Raw genomic sequence first — 18,179 nt, 5'->3', positions numbered from 1 at the left:
AGCTTGATGGGAGGACATCACGCCGCGTCGGGGGCCGCGGCGTGGGTAGCTATTGCCTCAACGGGGCCGTACACGCTGGGCTGGTATCCGCTGGACGCCACGGGAATCCTCATCGGCGGGATGGCGACGGCGGGGACGGCGCTCGTGTGTGACTGGGACCACCGCCACAGCACAATGGCCAACTCGCTGCCACCGCTGTCCAACCTGATTGCCGTGGGTATTGAGAACGCCAGCGGCGGGCACCGGCAAGGCACCCACTCGGTGCTCGGTGCGGCGTTCTTTGTGCTGCTGGCCATGATGGCCGGGCAGTTCCAGCTGCAGACGAACTGGGGCCTGCTGTCCGTGGGTGCCGGCCTGCTGTGCATGTTCATGATCAACATTGCGGCCAAGGCGCTGAAGCTGTTTCCCAAGTCCGGATTTATCAGCAACTGGATCTTTGCCCTGGCCATGGCCGGACTGGTGACCTGGTTCGCGCCGGAGCAGTGGACCTGGCTGCCCGTCTCGATGCTGACCGGGGTAGTGGTCCACATAGTGGGGGACATGATCACCACCGGGGGCGTGCCGCTGCTCTGGCCGATCGTCATCAAGCCACCGAAGTTCCTCCGGAAGCTGCCGGTGCTCAACGACGTCTGGAAAGCCAACGGCGCCTTTTCCCTGCCGCTGCTGGGCCGCGCAGGTTCCCGGCGCGAGTGGCTGGTGCTGATCCCGGTGAGCGCCTACGCGATGGTGGGCATGTGCCTAGCTGCCTGGTCGTTGGCGAAGGCACATTTCCCGGCCGCCCTCACCGCACTCGGCAACGCTATCCACCCTTAAACAAACCAACGCGGGGTCACTTACTGCCCAAACCATCCCGAGGGACGGGCATTAAGTGACCCCGCGTTGCTGTTATTAGGGGGGTGTTACTTGCCGCCGGCTGAATCGGAGCGGCCCGTGATGGTCTGCGGGATCCAGAACGCCAGGAAGAACATGCCCAGGCAGGCGGCCATCGGCCACGGGTTGCCGAGCGTGAGGAAGGACAGGGAGTAGATGGAGCCCAGGAACAGCGCCATCATGGGTACAAACAGAAGGATGCTGCCCAGGAGGCTGTTCTCGTTCTGGGGGGTCTGTACCGTGGCGTTGCCGGACTCGGTGGTCTTGCTGGACATTGTTTCCTCCTCGGCCCCGCGGGGCTCAAACTGTGGCGGCTCCGGGCCGGCGTCAGTAGCTGGATGAACCCTGTTCACCCTTGACGATGGCAATGCCGGAGCTGGCACCAATACGTGTTGCACCTGCAGCAATCATAGCCTGCGCGTCGGCGAGGGAACGTACGCCGCCGGACGCCTTGACGCCGAGATCGGGGCCGACGGTGCGGCGCATCAGGGCGATGTCTTCGGCCGTGGCTCCCCCGCCGTTGAACCCCGTGGAGGTCTTGACGAAGTCCGCGCCCGCTTCAACGGATGCCTGGCAGGCAAGGACCTTCTGGTCATCGCTGAGCAATGCGGTTTCGATGATGACCTTCAGGATGGCTCCGCCCGCGTGGACTGCGTCCGCGACGGCCGAGATATCGTCCACCAGTGCACCCTTGTCACCGGCACGGGCTGCCGCGATGTTGATGACCATGTCGATTTCGTCCGCACCGTCCAGCACTGCGCCGCGGGCTTCGAAAGCCTTCACGTCGCTGGGCGTGGCACCCATGGGAAAGCCGATCACCGAGCACGTCAGCACACCGGACCGCTTAAGCGCGGTCTTGACGGTCTTGACCCAGAGAGGGTTCACACAGACTGACTTGAAGTGGTACTCGGCGGCCTCGGCACACACTTTGAGGATCTCCGCTTCGCTGGCCTCGGGCTTGAGGAGAGTGTGGTCGATGTAGGAAGCGATGTTGCCCGATGCTGAGACCGTACCAGCTCCAGTTTGGTCGGTAGGAGTGGCTGCGTTGCTCATGATGGTCCTTTCCATGTGGCCTTGTGGGCCGCCGGAGCCACGCGGTGCGTGGCCGTTCAGGTGACCATCTTGTCACAGCGGGTGTCGCGGCGGGCGGACGCTTACGCGGCCGCAGGCACGCGCTCAGCCAGGCCTTCCGCCGCTGATGTAGCCGTCATCAGCTGCGCGGCGCAGGCTCCGGCGGCAGAAGCCGCGGCGACCAGCAGTCCCAGCCGGACGCCGTCGAACGCTGCGGCGTCACCAATCGCCCAGATGCCGGAGACCGATGTCCTGAAGTCCTTGCTGATGGCGATTCCGCCGTTGGGGGCGGTGGCGAGTCCGGCGCTGGCGGCGAGTCCATCGCGGGCAACCCGCTCTTCGGCGAGGACAACCAGGTCGCCGTTCATGCTGCTGCCGTCCTCGAAGACAATCCCGGAAGCGGTCAGGCCTGAGCCGGCGATGGAGTGCACCACGGCGGCCGGCCGGACCGTTGTGCGGATGGGCCTGACGCCGCGGGCCCGCAGCACCGCTTCGGCTTGGCCCGCTGCCGCGCCGGTTCCCACGAGGATCCCCAGTGGCCGCCGGCCCAGTTCCCGCGTCACTTCCTTGACGGCGTCGCCGATCCGGGCGGCGTCGTCGATCGTGGAGTAGCTCAGGCAGCGGCCGGCGCCCGCCACGGGGGACGCAACGGGCGCTGATCCGGTGGCGATGACCAGTTCGTCGTAGCTGAGTTCCATGCCGTCGGCGGTGGTGACGGAGCGGTTCTCCGCGTCGATGAAGCTGGCTGGCTGGCCGAAGCGGACTGATACCTGCGGCAGCTCTGCGAGCTCCAGGAGTTCGGCGGGAGCGTCGTCCCGGTTGCTGAGGACGGTGACGGTGCCGCGGAAGCGGGCACCGTCCAGCTGGCGGACCAGCGCCTGTGCGGCGGGCCCGGCCCCGGCAATGACGATGCGCGGAGCCGGGGAAACTGAGGTGGACGGTGCCGGAGCGGACATGTGCTGGCCCTTTCGCTGGCGGCCGCTGGAGCGGCCGGGACTTCGTGATGAATCCCAGCGTAGGCGGCGGGCTTTTCAGGCGTGTTTCCCCGCTGTTGCTGGGAAAACACCCTTTGTTCGCCAGCGTTTACCGGCCGGTAACAAAACCCGTGACGCACCTCTCCCTGCGCTCCGAACTGACACAAAGGCGGCCGGAGCCTGCGTCACTAGACGCGGATCCGGTAACCCCTCTTGACCACCGTCTCTACCAGGCGGCCGTCCGGCAGCGATGACCGCAGGCGGCTGACAGTCATGTCCAAGGCGTGGACCGAGCCCTTCAGCTCCAGCAGCTCCGACAGCGATTCCCGGGAAAGCACGGCCCCACCGGCCCCCAGGAGGGCACGCAGCAGCAGCAGCGGCGCAGGCGCCAGCTCAACCTGAGCTCCGTCGACCCGCAGGCTGCGCCCACGCAGCTCAAGGTTGCCGGACGCGGTGTCCAGCCGCCGCACGTGGTTCAGGGCGAGGTGCTCGCACACCAGCCGGATGAGGGCGCCCATCCGGAACCGTTCCGGAACGAGCGGCGAGATACCGGCGTCGAGCAGGGGCTGGGCCGTGACGGGCCCCACCACTGCCGTGGTGACGTTGGTCTTGAGGCTTTCGATGAGTTGCTTGTAGACGCCCATTTCGTGGGCTGTACTCCACATGGCGTCGACGGCGGGGGCGCTGGTGAAGGTGAGCACGTCCAGGTTGCCGCTGCACACAGCCTCGATGAGGCGCGGAAGCCGGTCTTCGCCGTCGGGCTTTACCCAGCGGTAGGGGGTGACCGTCAAGACCGTGGCGCCGGACATACGCAGGCGTTCCAGCTGCCGGACGTCCGTGTAGCCGTGCAGCTGCACGGCCACGGTCTTGCCGCGCACGCCCTCGGCGAGCAGCATGTCCACCAGTGTTGCGGTGGTTTCGTCGCTGCTGATTCCGACGTCGGCGAGTCCGGCCGCGCGGACGGCGCCGCGGGCTTTGGGGCCCCGGACGAACATCCGGCACGCCCCGAGGGTTTCCAGCAGCTGCTCACCGATCCCGAAGGAATCGGCAGCTTCGCACCAGCGGCGCATGCCGTACGCCGTAGTGGCGATGCACAGGTCCGGGCGTGCGGCGATGATGGCCTTGGTGTCCTCGATGAGGCGGATGTCCTCCTGCACCGGGGCGATCTTGAGGGCCGGCGCGTGCAGAACTTCCGCGCCGCGGCGTTCCAGTGCCTCGATAAGGTCCCGGGAGCGCCGGTGCGAGGTGACTCCGATGCGGAAGCCCTCCAGCGGGGAGTCCGCAGCCTCCGGCCCGGACGTCGCTTCAAGCTGGGCAGGTTCAGCTGGTACCAGTGCGTTCATGGGGGTCAATCCTTTCATGAACCGAGCAGCGAGGCCGCCAGCCGGTCGAGGTCGGCGGCGGCCTCAGCATGCCCACGGTTGGCTTCCGCCACGCGAACCACCTCGCCAATGACCAGCACAGCGGGATTGCTGCACCCGGCAGCGGCGGAGGTGATGGTGCCCAGGTCCGCGATGGTGGTGCGCTGGCCGGGGCGGTAACCGCGTTCGACGACGGCCATGGGCATGTCCGGGCGCATGCCGGCTTTGCGGAGTCCGGCCGCGAGCTGGTGCAGTGTGCCGATGCCCATCAGGACCACAATGGTGCCGCCCAGACCGGCCAGGTGCGTGTGTTCCTTTTCGGTCAGCGGCGCGTGGCCGGAGACCACGGTGAACATGTGGCTGACCTCGCGGTGCGTGACGGGGATGCCGGCGGCCGCCGGCACGGAGATCGCGCTGGTGACGCCCGAGATGACACGGACCGGCACGCCCGCTGCCACGCAGGAGGCCACTTCCTCGCCGCCCCGGCCAAAGACGTAGGGGTCGCCGCCTTTGAGGCGGACCACATTGTTGCCGGCGAGGGCGCTTTCGACCATGAGCTTTTCGATATCGGCCTGGCCCACTTTGTGGTGGCCGGGCTTCTTGCCCACATCCACCAGTTCGGCGGAAGTCAGGTCCGGCAGGTCCTGGCAGGGAGCCAGCCGGTCGAAGAACACCACGTCCGCATCGCGGAGGGCCTTCACGGCGGCGACAGTCAGCAGTTCCGTGGTGCCCGGCCCGCCGCCCACCAGGGTGACGTGGCCGACGGGACCGGCGGCCGGCTCGGCCGCCACCGGAATGCCGGTAGCGGCGCAGCGCTCGAGCAGAGACTCCCAGCCGGGCTGGCCGTCGTCGACCGCTGCGACGAGGAACGGACGCTCGGGGAGCGGGCCGTCATGCGCTGCACCCGCAGGGGTGCTGAGGCGGTAGACGACGGCGCCCGCGGCCGCGTAGCGGCGGACCGCTTGGCGGGCGGCGTGGTCGGAGCCCGTGACCAGGACTTCGCGGCCGGTGAGATCAATGCTGAGCTGCATGGCTATACCTCGTTCTCGGCGCGGGGCCGCATGGGGATGGAGGCGCCGATCAGGACCTTGCCTTTTTCCTCCGGAGTGGCAGGGCGCATCTGGCCACGCTCGTCGGAGACGAACGTGATGGAGTCATCCTTCTGGTCGGGCGCGTTGACGAAGGAACGGAACCGGCGCAGGCGCTCGGGGTCCTTGAGGGTGTCCGCCCATTCGTCCACGTAGGTGTCAACATGCTTGGCCATGGCGGCTTCAAGTTCCTCGGCGATGCCCAGGGTGTCCTTGACCACCACGTCCTCAACGTGCTTGATGCCGCCGTCGAGCTCTTCCTGCCAGCGCGCGGTGCGCTGAAGCCGGTCGGCGGTGCGGATGTAGTACATGAAGTAGCGGTCGATGTACTTGAGCAGGGTTTCGTCGTCAAGGTCCTTGGCCAGCAGCTGGGCGTGGGCCGGGGTGGCACCGCCGTTGCCGCCGACGTACAGGTTCCAGCCGTCGGCCGTGGCGATCACGCCGACATCCTTGCCGCGGGCCTCGGCGCATTCGCGGGCGCAGCCGGAGACGCCCATCTTGAGCTTGTGCGGGCTGCGGAGGCCGCGGTACCGCAGCTCGAGCTGGATGGCCATGGCCACCGAGTCCTGGACACCGAAGCGGCACCAGGTGGAACCGACACACGACTTCACCGTACGCAGGCTCTTGCCGTACGCCTGGCCGGATTCGAAGCCGGCGTCCACCAGTTCTTTCCAGATTTCCGGAAGCTCTTCCAGCCGGGCACCGAACATGTCGATCCGCTGGCCGCCGGTGATCTTGGTGTACAGGTTGTACTTCTCGGCCACGGCGGCGATGACGCCGAGCTTCTTGGGGGTGATTTCACCGCCGGCGATGCGGGGGACCACCGAGTAGGTGCCGTCCTTCTGCATGTTGGCGAGGGCGCGGTCGTTGGTGTCCTGCAGGGTGCCGCGGCCGGCGTCCAGGACGTAGGCGCTGTTCTGGCTGGCCAGGATGTTGGCGATGGTGGGCTTGCAGATGTCGCAGCCGGCGCCGGTGCCGTACTTGGCCATGATCTCTTCGAAGGAGGTCAGTTCCAGGACGCGGATGGCGTCGAAGAGCTCCTGGCGGGACAGCTCGATGTGCTCGCAGAGGGCCTTGGAGACCTCGACGCCGGACTTGGTGAGTTCGGTTTCCAGCAGCTTCTTGAGCATCGGGACGCAGGAACCGCAGCTGGTGCCGGCGCGGGTGCAGCCCTTGAGCTCGCCAAGTTCCTGGACGGGGGCGTTGCCGTCGCAGGCGCCGCAGCCGTTGATGGTGTCGCGGATGGTGCCGGCGGCCACGTTGTTGCAGGAACACAGGATGGCGTCGTCCGGGAGTTCGGTGTCCGGGGCGTCGCCGCCGCCTGCCGCGCTCAGGTAAGCGCCGGGTTCAGCAGCGAGCTCGCGGCCCAGCAGCGGGCGCAGGCTCATGTAAGGGGAAGCGTCGCCCACGAAGATGCCGCCCAGGAGGGTCTTTGCGTCGTCGGTGGTGACGATCTTCTGGTAGACACCGCGGGCGGGGTCGGCGTAGACGATTTCAAGGGAGTGTTCGGTCTTGGCGAACCCGTCACCGAAGCTGGCAACGTCAACGCCGGAGAGCTTGAGCTTGGTGGCAGTATCGAAGCCGGGGAACGTTGCCTGGCCGCCGTGGAGACGGTCTGCCACGATCTCCGCCATGGTGTTGGCCGGTGCAACCAGGCCCAGGCACATGCCACCGTAGTTGGCGACCTCACCGATGGCCCAGATGCCTTCCACTTCGGTGGCGCAGAAATCGTTGATGACAACGCCGCCGCGCTGGCCCAGGCTGAACACCTGCTCTTCCCCTTCGGCTGCGCGGAAGAGTTCATCGCGCGGCCGGACGCCGATGGCGACGATCACGAGGTCAGCGTCGATAATGCGGCCGTCTGCCATGAGGACACCGGTGACCTGGCCGTCGTCGTCGGACAATACTTCCGAAGGGAACACGCCGCCGTGGACTGCGAAGCCTTTGGCCTTGATGAGCCGGCCCATTGCCTGGCCCGCGCCTTCGTCCAGCTGTGTGGCCATCAGCCACTGCGATCCGTCGATGACGATCGGGTTGGCGCCCAGCTGCTCCGTGCCGGCGGCCGATTCGAGTCCGAGGAGGCCTCCACCGATAGTGACGGCGTTGACCTTACGGCCCAGCTTCTCCGTCAGCCCGGTAATGGCCTCGTTGATGGCCCAGACGTCTTCGAGCGTGCGGTAGACGTGCGTGTGCTCGGCTCCGGGGATCGGGAGGCGTGCGGCATTCGAGCCGGTGGCGACCACTAGGTCGTCGTATTCGAAGATGCTGCCGGCAGCGGTCTCAACCGTCTTTGCTTCGGCATTGATCTTGACCACGCGCTCGCCGGTCTTCAGAGTCAGGGAGTCGTGGTCCCACATTGAGGCAGAGCCCAAGGTGAGGTCCACGCTGCTGTCCGTCAGTGCCTTGGAGAGCGCCACGCGGTCGTACGGGAGGTGGGCTTCTTCCGTGAGGACCGTGACGTCCCAGCCCTCAAGGCCCCGGGTGTGCATGGCATCGGCGAAGCGGTGGGCAGCAGGGCCGCCACCGGCGACGACGATCCGGCGCGTTGCCGTCTGGCTTGAAGTCTGTTCGGTCACTGTGGGCCTTTCGCATGTGCCGCAGACGATGTTCTGCGACTTTCTCTGACGAGGTGTGTCCATCCAGACTAGGTAGCCGCAGTTTCGCTTCAGTTTCCCTTATGTTTCGTAGGCTTAACTTCTGCATCACGAACGCGTTTCCGATCGGGTGAGGTCTCTTTTACGCGCCGGACACATTCACTGCACGCCTTTGAAACACCCGTTCCCTAAGTTGTTTAGTACGGCCATAAAGGTGGCCAATCAAGCACGGGGAGAGGAGCCGGACATGACGGCAACACTGGAACTTGGGGCGCTCGCCGCCGACACCGCGACCTGGCACCGGGTCTGCGCCGTGGAGGAGCTAGAGGTTGCCTGGGGCGAAGCAGCCCTCATTGAAGGCCGCCAGGTGGCACTCTTCCGGACCGGCCCCAGTGAGGTTTTTGCCGTGGCCCAGGAAGATCCGGCCACCGGCGCCCACGTAATGGCCCGCGGCATTCTGGGTTCACGCGGCACACGCCCCACCATCGCTTCGCCGCTGCACAAAGAGGTCTACGACCTGGAAACCGGCGAATGCTTCGGAACCGCGGCGGTCCGCCTGGAAACGTTCAGCACCCGCATTTCCGACGGTTTCATCGAAGTCGCGGTCTAACGACCAGTCAGAGCCCGAGGGCCTCGCGGACATCGTCGAGCACATTGTCCAGGGCGGTCCGGGCTGCCTGCCGGGCTTCCGGCAGTTCGGCCGCTGACTCAACCGGGAGGATGACTTCCAGGTAGCACTTGAGCTTGGGCTCGGTGCCGCTGGGCCGGATGATGACCCGGGTTTCGTCCCGGGTCAGATACAGCAGGCCATCGGTGGGCGGCAAGTGCTCGCTCCCTTCGGCCAGGTCCACGAAGGTTTCAACCGCGGACGAACCGAACGAATCGGGCGGGCTGACCCGGAGCCGGTTCATCATGGCGTCCAGCAGGCCCAGATCCGCCACCCGGATGCTCAGCTGGTCGCTGGCGTGCAGCCCGTGCTGAAGGTAGAGCTCGTCCAGGGTGTCGAAGATGGTTTTTCCGTCTGCCTTTGCGGCGGCAGCCAGTTCCGCGATGAGGACAGCCGCGGAGATCCCGTCCTTGTCCCGGACCAGTTCAGGTGCAACGCAATAGCCCAGGGCTTCCTCATAGCCGTAGACCAGCCCGGGCACCCGGGAAATCCACTTGAACCCGGTCAGCGTTTCCTCATGTGCGTATCCTGCCGCGGCGGCGATGCGGGAGAGCAGGCGCGAGGACACAATCGAATTTGCGAAGACCCCGGCCCCTTCGCCGCTGGCTGCTTCAACCGTACTGCCGGAGGTTTCGTCGGAGCCGGGCGCCAGCCGGGCCACAATGTGTGCCCCCAGCAGCGCGCCCACCTCGTCGCCGCGCAGCACGCGCCACGCGCCGGTGTCAGGATCTTTCGCCGCCACTGCAGCGCGGTCCGCATCCGGATCGTTGGCCAGGACGATATCGGCGTCCACACGGGCCGCAGTCTGCAATGCCAGGTCCAAGGCGCCGGGTTCCTCCGGATTCGGAAAGTTCACCGTGGGAAAGTCGGGATCCGGCTCAGCCTGTTCGGCCACGAGGGTGACATCGGCAAAGCCGGCAGCATTCAGCACCGCCACGGCAGTCTCGCCGCCGACGCCGTGCATGGGCGTCAGGACAATCCGCAGGTCGCGGGTCGGGAAGCGGGCCGCATCGGCGAGTGCCGCCGTCGCGCGTTCATAGTCCGCCGCAACCGACGGCTCCAGGACCGTCCAGCCGTCCACGGCAAGGGTGATGGATTCCAGTGCGCCCACGGCATCGATCCGCGCGGCGATCCGGGCGTCGTGGGGCGCCACGATCTGCGCTCCGCGGCCGCTGTCCTCCACAGCATGGCGGCCCAGGTACACCTTGTAACCGTTGTCCTGCGGGGGATTGTGGCTTGCCGTCACCATCACACCGCCGTCGCAATCGAGGGCCCGCACGGCGAACGCGAGCAGCGGGGTGGGCAGCGCGGACGGCATCAGGAAGGTTTCAATCCCGGCAGCCGTGAAGATGGCCGCCGTTTCCTCGGCGAAGATGTCCGAGTTATAGCGGGCGTCATAGCCGACGACGGCGCGTGGCCGGGTCCCGGGGGCAGCCTTACCCACCGCATCAACGAGGAAGTCGGCGAGCCCGGCGGCGGCGCGGCGCACCACCACGCGGTTCATGCGGTTCGGCCCGGCGCCCAAGGCGGCGCGGAGGCCTGCGGTGCCGAACTGCAGCGTGCCGCTGAACCTGTCGGCGAGCTCCTGTGACGCTGCGGGCGAGCCCTCCTCCGCGAGTTGCAGCAGCTCTGTGAGCTCTGCGGCTGTGGCCGGATCCGGATCTTTGGCCGCCCATTCGCGGGCGTGGCTGAACAAGGAAGCGGCATCGGAGGACGTCATGCGGTCAACGCTATCGTCATTGCTTCAGGAACTGTGCCTGAACACTCGCCTGTGACAGGGGAAAGCAGCGAATCCTTGCAGTAAATTTTCTGGACAAGTAATGTCGCGAATATGAAATTGGGGCAGGGCGTTGAGTGGGGGCTGCATAGCTGCGTCAACATGTCCTGGACCGCGCCGGGGGAGGCCGTCAGCAGCGCACGGCTGGCCGAGTTCTACAAGCTCCCCGCCGCATACCTGAACAAGCAGCTCCAGGCCCTGGTGCGGGCCGGGATCCTGACCTCGGTATCCGGCCCGCGGGGCGGCTTCTCGCTGGCCAGGCGTCCGGACCGGATTTCCGTCCTTGACGTGGTCCTGGCTATCGAAGGAAATGACCATGCCTTCCGGTGCGAAGGCATCGCCAAGGACGCCCCGGGCGGGAGCATGGACGCCGACTACGCGCGCACGTGCCTTATTTCGCAGACCATGCGCCACGCCGAAGTCACCTGGCGGACTGAGCTGTCCCGGCAGAGCATTGCCGGGATCGCCCAGTCCATCGAGCGCCGCTTTCCAGCTGCCCGGGAGTCCACCCTCCTGCAGCTCGTCGGTCCGCGGACCTGACCAGCCCTACAGCAACGCGGGGTCACTACACGCCCATGGGAATGCCTCCATTGGGCGCTTAGTGACCCCGCGTTGTCCTAAAGTTTGGCGATGATCCCAGCCAGCAGTTTGGAAATCCGCGGTCCGGCGGCCTGGCCGGACTCGATGACTTCCTGGTGGCTGAGAGGCATGGCGCTGATGCCGGCCGCGAGGTTGGTGACCAGCGAAATTCCGAACACTTCCATGCCTGCGTGCCGGCCGGCGATCGCTTCCAATGCAGTGGACATGCCCACCAGGTCCGCGCCGATCCGCTTGGCGTACTGGACTTCGGCCGGCGTTTCGTAATGCGGTCCGCTGAACTGGGCATAGACGCCTTCCTCCAGCGACGAGTCCACTTCACGGGCGAGGGCACGGATGCGCGAGCTGTACAGATCCGTCAGATCAACGAACGTTGCGCCTTCAAGCGGGGACGTGGCGGTGAGGTTGATGTGATCTTTGATGAGGACCGGAGTGCCCGGCGCCCAGCTTTCGTTCAGCCCTCCGCATCCGTTGGTGAGGACCAGGGTTTTGCAGCCGGCAGCGGCAGCGGTGCGGATGCCGTGGACCACGGCGCGGACGCCTTTGCCCTCGTAGTAGTGCGTCCGTGCGCCCAGGACCAGCGCGCGTTTGCCCTCCTTGGTCAGGACCGAGCGGATGGTGCCCACATGCCCTTCGACAGCGGGGGCGTGGAAGCCCGGGACGGCGTCGGCGGTCAGGGTGGCGGTGGTCTCGCCGATGAGGTCGGCGGCTTCGGCCCAGCCTGAGCCCAGGACGAGCGCGACGTCATGATTGTCCACCCCGGTCTCCTGCGCGATGTACTCAGCGGCGGAGCGCGCGGCGGCGAAAGGGTCCGTGTTCTGGAAGTCTGTATTACTCACTGGTACAAGTTATCGTGCTGGTGCCGCTGTGCACAGTGGCAGCAGCGTCGCGCCGGGCCGCGGACGGCACCGTGACGGGGCACTCTTTATTGGTGGTCCCTGCGCAGATGCGCGAGAATGGTTGATTGTGACTACGCACCCTGATTTCAGCTCCCCCCGGATCGCAATCCTCGGAGGTGGCCCCGGCGGATACGAAGCCGCTATGGTCGCTGCCTCGCTGGGGGCGCAGGTCACCATCATCGAACGCGCGGGCATGGGCGGCTCGGCGGTGCTGACCGACGTCGTGCCTTCCAAGACCCTGATCGCCACCGCGGACCTGATGACCCGCGTCGGTGAGGCCGGGGAGCTGGGAGTGAAGTTCGACGTCGACGGCGGCGACTTTGTGCCTGTGATGCGGGCAGATCTCAAGCACATCAACGACCGTCTCCTGGGCCTTGCCCGCCAGCAGTCCCGAGACATCACTACCGGTCTGGAACACCAGAACGTCCGCATCCTGCTGGGTTCGGGCAAGCTCCTGGACAGCCACACCATCGAAGTCGTGACCGCTGACGGCACCGAAATCGTGGAAGCGGACACCATCCTGCTGGCCGTCGGCGCACACCCCCGTGAGTTGCCCACCGCGCGGCCGGACGGCGAACGCATCCTGAACTGGGCGCAGATCTACAACCTCGACGAGCTTCCCGAGGAACTCATTGTGGTGGGGTCCGGCGTGACCGGTGCCGAATTCGCCTCCGCCTACAACGGCCTGGGCTCCAAAGTCACCCTGATCTCCAGCCGTGACCGCGTGCTGCCCGGCTCGGACACCGACGCGGCGGAGGTGCTGGAGGAAGTCTTCGAGCGCCGCGGCGTCCGCGTCCTGTCCCGCGCCCGAGCTGAGACCGTGGAGCGGACCGACGACGGCGTGGTGGTCACCCTGGGTGACGGATCGAAAGTCACCGGCAGCCACTGCCTGGTCTGCGTGGGCTCCATCCCGAACACCGCGGGCATCGGCCTTGAAGAGGCCGGCGTGGCCCTCACCGAGAGCGGCCATATAAAGGTCGACGGCGTCTCCCGCACCACGGCGCCGAACATCTACGCCGCCGGCGACTGCACCGGCGTGCTGGCTCTGGCCTCGGTGGCCGCCATGCAGGGCCGGATCGCGATCGCGCACTTCCTGGGCGACAGCGTTATGCCGCTCAAGCTGCACCAGGTGGCGTCCAACATCTTCACCTCACCCGAGATCGCGAACGTGGGCGTCTCCGAGGTCGAGATCCAGTCCGGCAAATACCAGGGCGACATCGTCAAGCTCTCACTCAAGAGCAATGCCCGCGCCAAAATGCGCAATCACAAGGACGGCTTCGTCAAGATCTTCGCGCGTAAGGGCTCTGGCACCGTGATTGGCGGTGTTGTGGTGGGGCCGAACGCTTCCGAGCTGATCTTCGCCATCTCCCTTGCGGTCACCCAGAAGCTCCACGTCGACGACGTAGCCAACACTTTCACTGTGTACCCGTCACTGAGCGGGTCCATCTCGGAGGCGGCGCGCCGCCTGCACGTCCACATGTAATTGACTTGCGGTAGCGTGGCCGCATGACTACAGCACTTGAGCGGCCACGCCGCGGAAAAATCATCGGTGGCGTTTGTGCCGCCCTGTCAGCCCGGTTCGGGATCCCGAAGTTCCTGGTCAGGCTCGGCTTTGTTATCTTCGGCCTGGTGGGGATCGGCGAGCTGGTCTACATCGCCCTGTGGATCATGATCCCCAAGGCCCCGGCCTAAAGACCGCCCGGATTCCCGGCCTCGGAGCCTAAGCCAGGGCGTAGGGCGGCACCGTGCTCCCGGCTGCAAACGGGGTGAACCAGCCCTCGATACTCAGGTTCCCGGCGTCGATTTCCGGAATGCCGGGGCTGTCCGAGTAGAGAGCTGGACTATCCGCCTCCTCCAACAGGACTTCCTCAACCTGTGCCCGCCAGTCTTCCGGGAGGTCGAGTTCGTAGATGTCCTCGGTGATTTCCGCCTGATCGAGCAGGCAACGGACGGCGAGTTCGGCAGCGAGGCATCCGGGGGCGGTCCAGCCGCGGACCAGAGATGCCGTCACATCGGAAGCGACGACGATGAACTTCCGGGTAAACGTCGCGTCGTAGCTGGCGGCGAACTGAGGCGGCAGCGAGGACAGCACAGCGGAACCGGCGACGTCAGACGGCGTGACCGCATCCAGGGCTGTCAGGGTCCCCAGATCGCGGAAGAGCTGGTCAACGAGAATGCCCGACGAGTTCCACAGGAGGCCTGCCAGCAGGAGCGTCTGGCTCACAGCTGTTTTCCGGTCTTGCGGCGAGACGGCCGCCATTTCGTCCAGGTCTTCCGGGTCGAACTGCAGCCGCTGTTCCGGCGTCATGTCATCCGGGTGCGGATCAAGGCCCAAAAGTTCCAGGCTCAGTCCGGTCAACATTCCGGCGTCGGCCAGCAGTTCTTCTGTGATGTCGTCTTCTTCGTCGGCATTCATGGCCCCGATGCTACCTGCCATCCGTTCCGGGTCCGATTCCGTGACGCGCACATGTCCGGGCTCGCCGGCTTCAGTTCACATCAGGCGGCGGGAGCCGCCTGGAAGTGTTTTTCGATGAGCCCCTTGATGTCCTCGTGGCAGCCGCCGCAGCCGGTACCGGCGCGGGTTGCCTTGGACACCTCGGCCACCGTGGAGCAGCCTTCCGCCACGGCACCCTGGATCTTGGCGCCGCTGACCCCGGCGCAGCGGCATACGGTGCCGGCCGGATCAGCGGGACCGGACGCGGCCAGCTGGTCCGGGCCATCGAGCCGCAGCAGCAGGGACCTGTCGGCCGGCAGTTCCGCGCCGCGTTCGAACAGTCCCACGAGCTCGGCGGCGGTCCGTGGCATACCCACGGCCACCAGGCCTTCCAGCACGCCGCCGCGGGTGGTCATCTTCACGTAGCGGCCATGCTCCGGATCGGCCCACTGGGCGATCTGCAGGCGCGGCCGGCCGTTCACGGCGCCGGCGGTGAGCACGTCTTCGTCCCACGGCTCGGCACCGTTGTCTCCGGCCACAGCCATGTTCATGCCACGGGCCTTCAGCACAATCACGCCGGCCTGTTCCTGGGGTAGCTCCTCCAGCGCGTCGGCCTCTTCCTGCGTGCCGGTAGCCAGCAGCGTCAGGTATTCGGCCAGCCATTCGGCCTGCCGCCACCCGGGTCCCACCAGGCCGGACGGGCCCTTCGCCGTGCGGCATTCGCCGCAGGCAGGGTCCGGGCAGCGGACCTCGGCGCAGTCGCCGATTGCGAAGATGTGCGGTTCGTGGTGGGCACGAAGCCGGTGGTCCACCAGGATGCCGGTGCCCGTGGACAGCCCGCAGCCCTCGGCGAGCTCGGTCCGGGGACGGACACCGCACGAGATGACCAGGAGGTCGCCGTCGATCGCCGAACCGTCATTGAGCAGCAGTGCCGAGAATCCGCCGTCGGGCGCATTGTGCTCCACCCCGGTGGACCGGGCGTTGCCGGCCATCCGCACGCCGCACCGGCGCAGGCTGGCCGCGAGGACAGCGCCGCCGCCGCGGTCGATGTTGCGTCCCAGCGGGTGCGGCCCGTTGTGCACCACCGTGACGGTGGCGCCTTCCTCGGCAGCCGCGAGGGCTGTCTCGAGGCCCAGGACGCCGCCGCCCAGCACCACAACACGCTTGCCGCCGTCGACCGCTGCGCGCAGAACCGAAGCGTCGCGGAGGTCCCGGAGCGCCGTCACACCGGCCGGGAGGACGGGGGAGGCGGGGTCCGGGTTGATGCCGGTCAGGTTGGGGATGACGGGCCGGGAACCGGTGGCGAAGACCAGCCGCTCGTAGTGGGCGGAGGTGCCGTCGGTGAGGAGTACCTGCTGGCGGGCGCGGTCCACGCGGCGGACTCGTACGCCGAGCCGGACGTCCACGCCGTCTGCCACCAGGGCTGCGGCGTCGGAGAGCGCCAGGGCGTCGGCCGTGGTGCGTCCAACGCCCAAATCAGCCACCAGCACCCGGTTGTACGCGGCCTCGGTTTCCTCGCCCACCACTGTCAGGCTGACGTGCCCGTCGCGGACCGCGGGCAGCAGTTCATCGATCAGGCGGGCAGCCACCGGGCCGAAACCAACAATGACAATCTGCTCACTCATGAGGCCTCCGATGTCTGAAGAACACTGTTCTGAAGTCCGTTGGCCGCAGCCCGGACCCACACCTTGTTGAACTTGAACTCGGGCATCCCGGAAATGGGATCCGTTGCCGCCTCGGTGAGGCGGTTGGCGCTTTCGAGTTCGGGGAAATGGAACGGCAGGAAAACCGTCTCGGGCCGGATGGCCGTGCTGAGTTCTGCCCGGCAGAGGACCTCGCCGCGTTCGTTGGCTACGGAGACGAAAGCGCCTTCGGTGATGCCCATGCCGGCTGCGGCGGCCGGGTGGATCTGAATTTTCGCTTCGGGCTGGGTGGCCAGCAGCTCGGACACGCGCCGGGTCTGGGCCCCGGACTGGTAGTGCTCCAGGAGGCGGCCGGTGATCAGGGTCATGGTTTTCGCGGCCGGGTCCGGGTTGGCGGCCGGCGTACGACGGCGGCGGGGCGTCACCGGGGTCATGACCGCCTTGCCGCCGGCGTGGGCAAAGGTGTCCAGGAATAGCCGGGGCGTGCCGGTGCTCCCCACGGGGTACGGCCAGTAGGCAGCTTCGCCGCGGTCCAGCATGGCGTAATCGATGCCGGAGTAGTCGGCGTGCCCGCCGGCCGAGGCCAGCCGCAGTTCCTCAAAGACTGTTTCCGGATCTTCGCTGTACGTGGACGGGGCCTCGAGCGCTTCTGCCAGCCGGGCCATGATCCACAGTTCGCTGCGTGCGCCGGCCGGCGGCTGCAGGGCCTGGCGGCGGCGGAGGACGCGCCCCTCGAGGTTGGTGAGCGTGCCCTCCTCCTCGGCCCACTGCAGGACCGGGAGGATAAGGTCGGCTTCCGCGGCGGTCTCGGACATGAAGAAGTCGCAGACCACCAGGAAGTCCAGGCTGCGGAGCCCGGCGATGACGGCGTTTGCATCGGGGGAGGCCACCGCGATGTTGGAGGCGTGCACAAAAAGGCACCGGACGCCGTCGGGCTGTCCCAGCGACTTCAGCAGCTGGACGGCGGGCAATCCCGGCCCGGGAATGGTTTCCTCCGGGACGCCCCAGACGCCGGCCATGTGGGCGCGGGCGGCGGGGTCGGTGATCTTCCGGTAGCCGGGGAGCTGGTCGGCCTTCTGGCCGTGCTCGCGGCCGCCCTGGCCGTTGCCCTGGCCGGTGAGGGTGCCGTAGCCGCTGCGGCGCGAGCCGGGCAGGCCCAGCAGGAGGCTGAGGTTGATCGCGGCGGTGGCGGTGTCCGTGCCGTCCACGTGCTGCTCCACACCGCGTCCGGTAAGGATGTAGCTGCCGCCCTTGCCCGCACCGTCGGCGAGCCTGCGGGCGGTGTCGCGGATGAGCTCGGCCGGGACGCCGGTGAGGGACTGGACGCGTTCGGGCCAGAACGCGTTGACGCTGCGGACCACGGCCTCGTAGCCGGTGGTGCGTGCCGCGATGAAGTCTTCGTCGGCCAGGCCCTCGTGGATGATCACGTGCGAGAGGCCCAGCAGGAGGGTGAGGTCCGTGCCCGGCAGGGGCTGGAGGTGAAGGCCGCCGCCGTCGGATGTGAACTTTGCCGTGGCTGAACGGCGCGGATCCACCACGATCAGTCCGCCGGCGTCGCGGGCGCCCTGCAGGTGCTGTACAAACGGCGGCATGGTTTCTGCCACGTTGGAGCCGAGCATCATGATGGTGCTGGCCGAGTCCAGGTCTGCCAGCGGAAACGGGAGGCCGCGGTCCAGGCCGAAGGCGCGCATCCCGGCGGCCGCGGCGGAGGACATGCAGAAGCGGCCGTTGTAGTCGATGCGTGAGGTGCCCAGGGCCAGGCGGGCGAACTTGCCCAGCATGTAGGCCTTCTCGTTGGTGAGGCCACCGCCGCCGAAAACCCCGACGGCGTCCTTCCCGTAGCGTGCCTGCGTGTCCTTCACGGCGGTGGTGACCAGCGCCAGGGCCTGGTCCCAGCCGATGGGGCGATGGACGCCGTCGGCGCCCTTGAGCAGGGGTTCGGTGACCCGTCCGGGGTGGTTGAGGAGCGTGGCTGAGGTCCAGCCCTTGCGGCAGAGGCCGCCGCGGTTGGTGGGGAAGTCCCGGCCGCTCACTTCGAGGAGGGGGGCTTTCAGGGTGCCGTCCGCAGCGGCCAGCGCTACGGATTCAGCCGGCACGGGGACTGACCCCGGCTCGGAAGCCGGGGTCAGTACCGCTGGTGACGTGAGCGTCATGGCGCACTGCAGGGCGCAGTAAGGGCAGTGCGTGTCGGCGCTTTTGGTCAT

16 protein-coding genes are annotated in these 18,179 nt (G+C 67.2%); 5 read left to right on the top strand and 11 right to left on the bottom strand.

Annotated features, from left to right (window positions below):
• Positions 1 to 6 precede the first annotated feature (6 nt).
• On the top strand, positions 7 to 813 hold the full coding sequence (locus tag AU252_RS03975; RefSeq protein WP_058929610.1) for a metal-dependent hydrolase: 807 nt from the start codon (positions 7 to 9) through the stop codon (positions 811 to 813).
• Positions 814 to 899: 86 nt separating this feature from the next.
• On the opposite strand, the gene AU252_RS03970 is transcribed toward AU252_RS03975, so the two are convergent.
• The 6 genes from AU252_RS03970 to nirB form a co-directional block, all read right to left on the bottom strand.
• The gene (locus AU252_RS03970) at positions 900 to 1,145 is read right to left on the bottom strand and encodes a hypothetical protein (protein WP_058929609.1); all 246 of its coding nucleotides are present in this window, start codon (positions 1,143 to 1,145) and stop codon (positions 900 to 902) included.
• A gap of 52 nt (positions 1,146 to 1,197) precedes the next feature.
• The gene (deoC, locus tag AU252_RS03965; RefSeq protein ID WP_058929608.1) at positions 1,198 to 1,923 is read right to left on the bottom strand and encodes a deoxyribose-phosphate aldolase; all 726 of its coding nucleotides are present in this window, start codon (positions 1,921 to 1,923) and stop codon (positions 1,198 to 1,200) included.
• A gap of 101 nt (positions 1,924 to 2,024) precedes the next feature.
• A complete protein-coding gene (locus tag AU252_RS03960) occupies positions 2,025 to 2,897 on the bottom strand; it encodes an FAD-dependent oxidoreductase (protein ID WP_058929607.1) in 873 nt (290 codons plus the stop codon).
• A 206-nt stretch (positions 2,898 to 3,103) separates the two neighbouring features.
• A complete protein-coding gene (locus AU252_RS03955) occupies positions 3,104 to 4,258 on the bottom strand; it encodes a uroporphyrinogen-III synthase (protein WP_058929606.1) in 1,155 nt (384 codons plus the stop codon).
• A 14-nt stretch (positions 4,259 to 4,272) separates the two neighbouring features.
• Complete coding sequence (gene cobA, locus AU252_RS03950) at positions 4,273 to 5,307, bottom strand: uroporphyrinogen-III C-methyltransferase (protein WP_058929605.1); 1,035 nt, start codon at positions 5,305 to 5,307, stop codon at positions 4,273 to 4,275.
• 2 nt (positions 5,308 to 5,309) lie between these two features.
• Positions 5,310 to 7,940, bottom strand: a complete 2,631-nt coding sequence (gene nirB, locus AU252_RS03945; protein WP_058929604.1) for a nitrite reductase large subunit NirB — start codon at positions 7,938 to 7,940, stop codon at positions 5,310 to 5,312.
• A 265-nt stretch (positions 7,941 to 8,205) separates the two neighbouring features.
• On the opposite strand from nirB, the gene nirD reads away from it, so the two are divergent.
• A complete protein-coding gene (gene nirD / locus AU252_RS03940; protein ID WP_058929603.1) occupies positions 8,206 to 8,568 on the top strand; it encodes a nitrite reductase small subunit NirD in 363 nt (120 codons plus the stop codon).
• A 7-nt stretch (positions 8,569 to 8,575) separates the two neighbouring features.
• Here the strand turns inward: nirD and AU252_RS03935 are convergent, their stop codons facing one another.
• Entirely contained in the window at positions 8,576 to 10,345 is a 1,770-nt protein-coding gene (locus AU252_RS03935; protein ID WP_058929602.1) for a phospho-sugar mutase, read from the bottom strand.
• Between the two features lie 111 nt (positions 10,346 to 10,456).
• On the opposite strand from AU252_RS03935, the gene AU252_RS03930 reads away from it, so the two are divergent.
• Positions 10,457 to 10,942 carry an RrF2 family transcriptional regulator gene (locus tag AU252_RS03930; RefSeq protein WP_058929601.1) on the top strand — a complete coding sequence of 162 codons (486 nt, stop codon included), beginning with the start codon at positions 10,457 to 10,459 and terminating at the stop codon, positions 10,940 to 10,942.
• Between the two features lie 77 nt (positions 10,943 to 11,019).
• Here the strand turns inward: AU252_RS03930 and AU252_RS03925 are convergent, their stop codons facing one another.
• Complete coding sequence (locus AU252_RS03925; RefSeq protein WP_058929600.1) at positions 11,020 to 11,838, bottom strand: purine-nucleoside phosphorylase; 819 nt, start codon at positions 11,836 to 11,838, stop codon at positions 11,020 to 11,022.
• Positions 11,839 to 11,965: 127 nt separating this feature from the next.
• Here AU252_RS03925 and AU252_RS03920 point away from each other — a divergent pair, with 127 nt between their 5' ends.
• Positions 11,966 to 13,381, top strand: a complete 1,416-nt coding sequence (locus tag AU252_RS03920) for an NAD(P)H-quinone dehydrogenase (protein WP_058929599.1) — start codon at positions 11,966 to 11,968, stop codon at positions 13,379 to 13,381.
• 23 nt (positions 13,382 to 13,404) lie between these two features.
• Positions 13,405 to 13,590: a PspC domain-containing protein gene (locus AU252_RS03915; RefSeq protein WP_056348113.1), complete on the top strand. Its 186-nt coding sequence runs from the start codon at positions 13,405 to 13,407 to the stop codon at positions 13,588 to 13,590.
• 28 nt (positions 13,591 to 13,618) lie between these two features.
• Here the strand turns inward: AU252_RS03915 and AU252_RS03910 are convergent, their stop codons facing one another.
• The 3 genes from AU252_RS03910 to AU252_RS03900 form a co-directional block, all read right to left on the bottom strand.
• Positions 13,619 to 14,314: a hypothetical protein gene (locus AU252_RS03910; RefSeq protein WP_058932728.1), complete on the bottom strand. Its 696-nt coding sequence runs from the start codon at positions 14,312 to 14,314 to the stop codon at positions 13,619 to 13,621.
• An 80-nt stretch (positions 14,315 to 14,394) separates the two neighbouring features.
• Positions 14,395 to 15,957 carry an FAD-dependent oxidoreductase gene (locus tag AU252_RS03905; protein ID WP_058929598.1) on the bottom strand — a complete coding sequence of 521 codons (1,563 nt, stop codon included), beginning with the start codon at positions 15,955 to 15,957 and terminating at the stop codon, positions 14,395 to 14,397.
• Complete coding sequence (locus AU252_RS03900; protein WP_058929597.1) at positions 15,954 to 18,179, bottom strand: molybdopterin oxidoreductase family protein; 2,226 nt, start codon at positions 18,177 to 18,179, stop codon at positions 15,954 to 15,956. The genes AU252_RS03905 and AU252_RS03900 overlap by 4 nt, the downstream gene beginning before the upstream one ends.

Origin of the sequence: Pseudarthrobacter sulfonivorans, from assembly GCF_001484605.1 — a bacterium.
In the GTDB taxonomy this organism is placed as follows: Bacteria; Actinomycetota; Actinomycetes; order Actinomycetales; family Micrococcaceae; genus Arthrobacter; species Arthrobacter sulfonivorans_A.
The sequence above is the reverse complement of the archived record's forward strand: the minus strand, read 5'-3'. Positions and strand labels throughout refer to the sequence as shown.

Coding starts and splice junctions, on each gene's coding strand:
- AU252_RS03975 (WP_058929610.1), top strand. CDS start 7: ATGGGAGGACATCACGCCGCGTCGGGGGCCGCGGCGTGGGTAGCTATT.
- AU252_RS03970 (WP_058929609.1), bottom strand. CDS start 1,145: ATGTCCAGCAAGACCACCGAGTCCGGCAACGCCACGGTACAGACCCCC.
- deoC (WP_058929608.1), bottom strand. CDS start 1,923: ATGAGCAACGCAGCCACTCCTACCGACCAAACTGGAGCTGGTACGGTC.
- AU252_RS03960 (WP_058929607.1), bottom strand. CDS start 2,897: ATGTCCGCTCCGGCACCGTCCACCTCAGTTTCCCCGGCTCCGCGCATC.
- AU252_RS03955 (WP_058929606.1), bottom strand. CDS start 4,258: ATGAACGCACTGGTACCAGCTGAACCTGCCCAGCTTGAAGCGACGTCC.
- cobA (WP_058929605.1), bottom strand. CDS start 5,307: ATGCAGCTCAGCATTGATCTCACCGGCCGCGAAGTCCTGGTCACGGGC.
- nirD (WP_058929603.1), top strand. CDS start 8,206: ATGACGGCAACACTGGAACTTGGGGCGCTCGCCGCCGACACCGCGACC.
- AU252_RS03935 (WP_058929602.1), bottom strand. CDS start 10,345: ATGACGTCCTCCGATGCCGCTTCCTTGTTCAGCCACGCCCGCGAATGG.
- AU252_RS03930 (WP_058929601.1), top strand. CDS start 10,457: ATGAAATTGGGGCAGGGCGTTGAGTGGGGGCTGCATAGCTGCGTCAAC.
- AU252_RS03915 (WP_056348113.1), top strand. CDS start 13,405: ATGACTACAGCACTTGAGCGGCCACGCCGCGGAAAAATCATCGGTGGC.
- AU252_RS03910 (WP_058932728.1), bottom strand. CDS start 14,314: ATGAATGCCGACGAAGAAGACGACATCACAGAAGAACTGCTGGCCGAC.
- AU252_RS03905 (WP_058929598.1), bottom strand. CDS start 15,957: ATGAGTGAGCAGATTGTCATTGTTGGTTTCGGCCCGGTGGCTGCCCGC.
- AU252_RS03900 (WP_058929597.1), bottom strand. CDS start 18,179: ATGACCAAAAGCGCCGACACGCACTGCCCTTACTGCGCCCTGCAGTGC.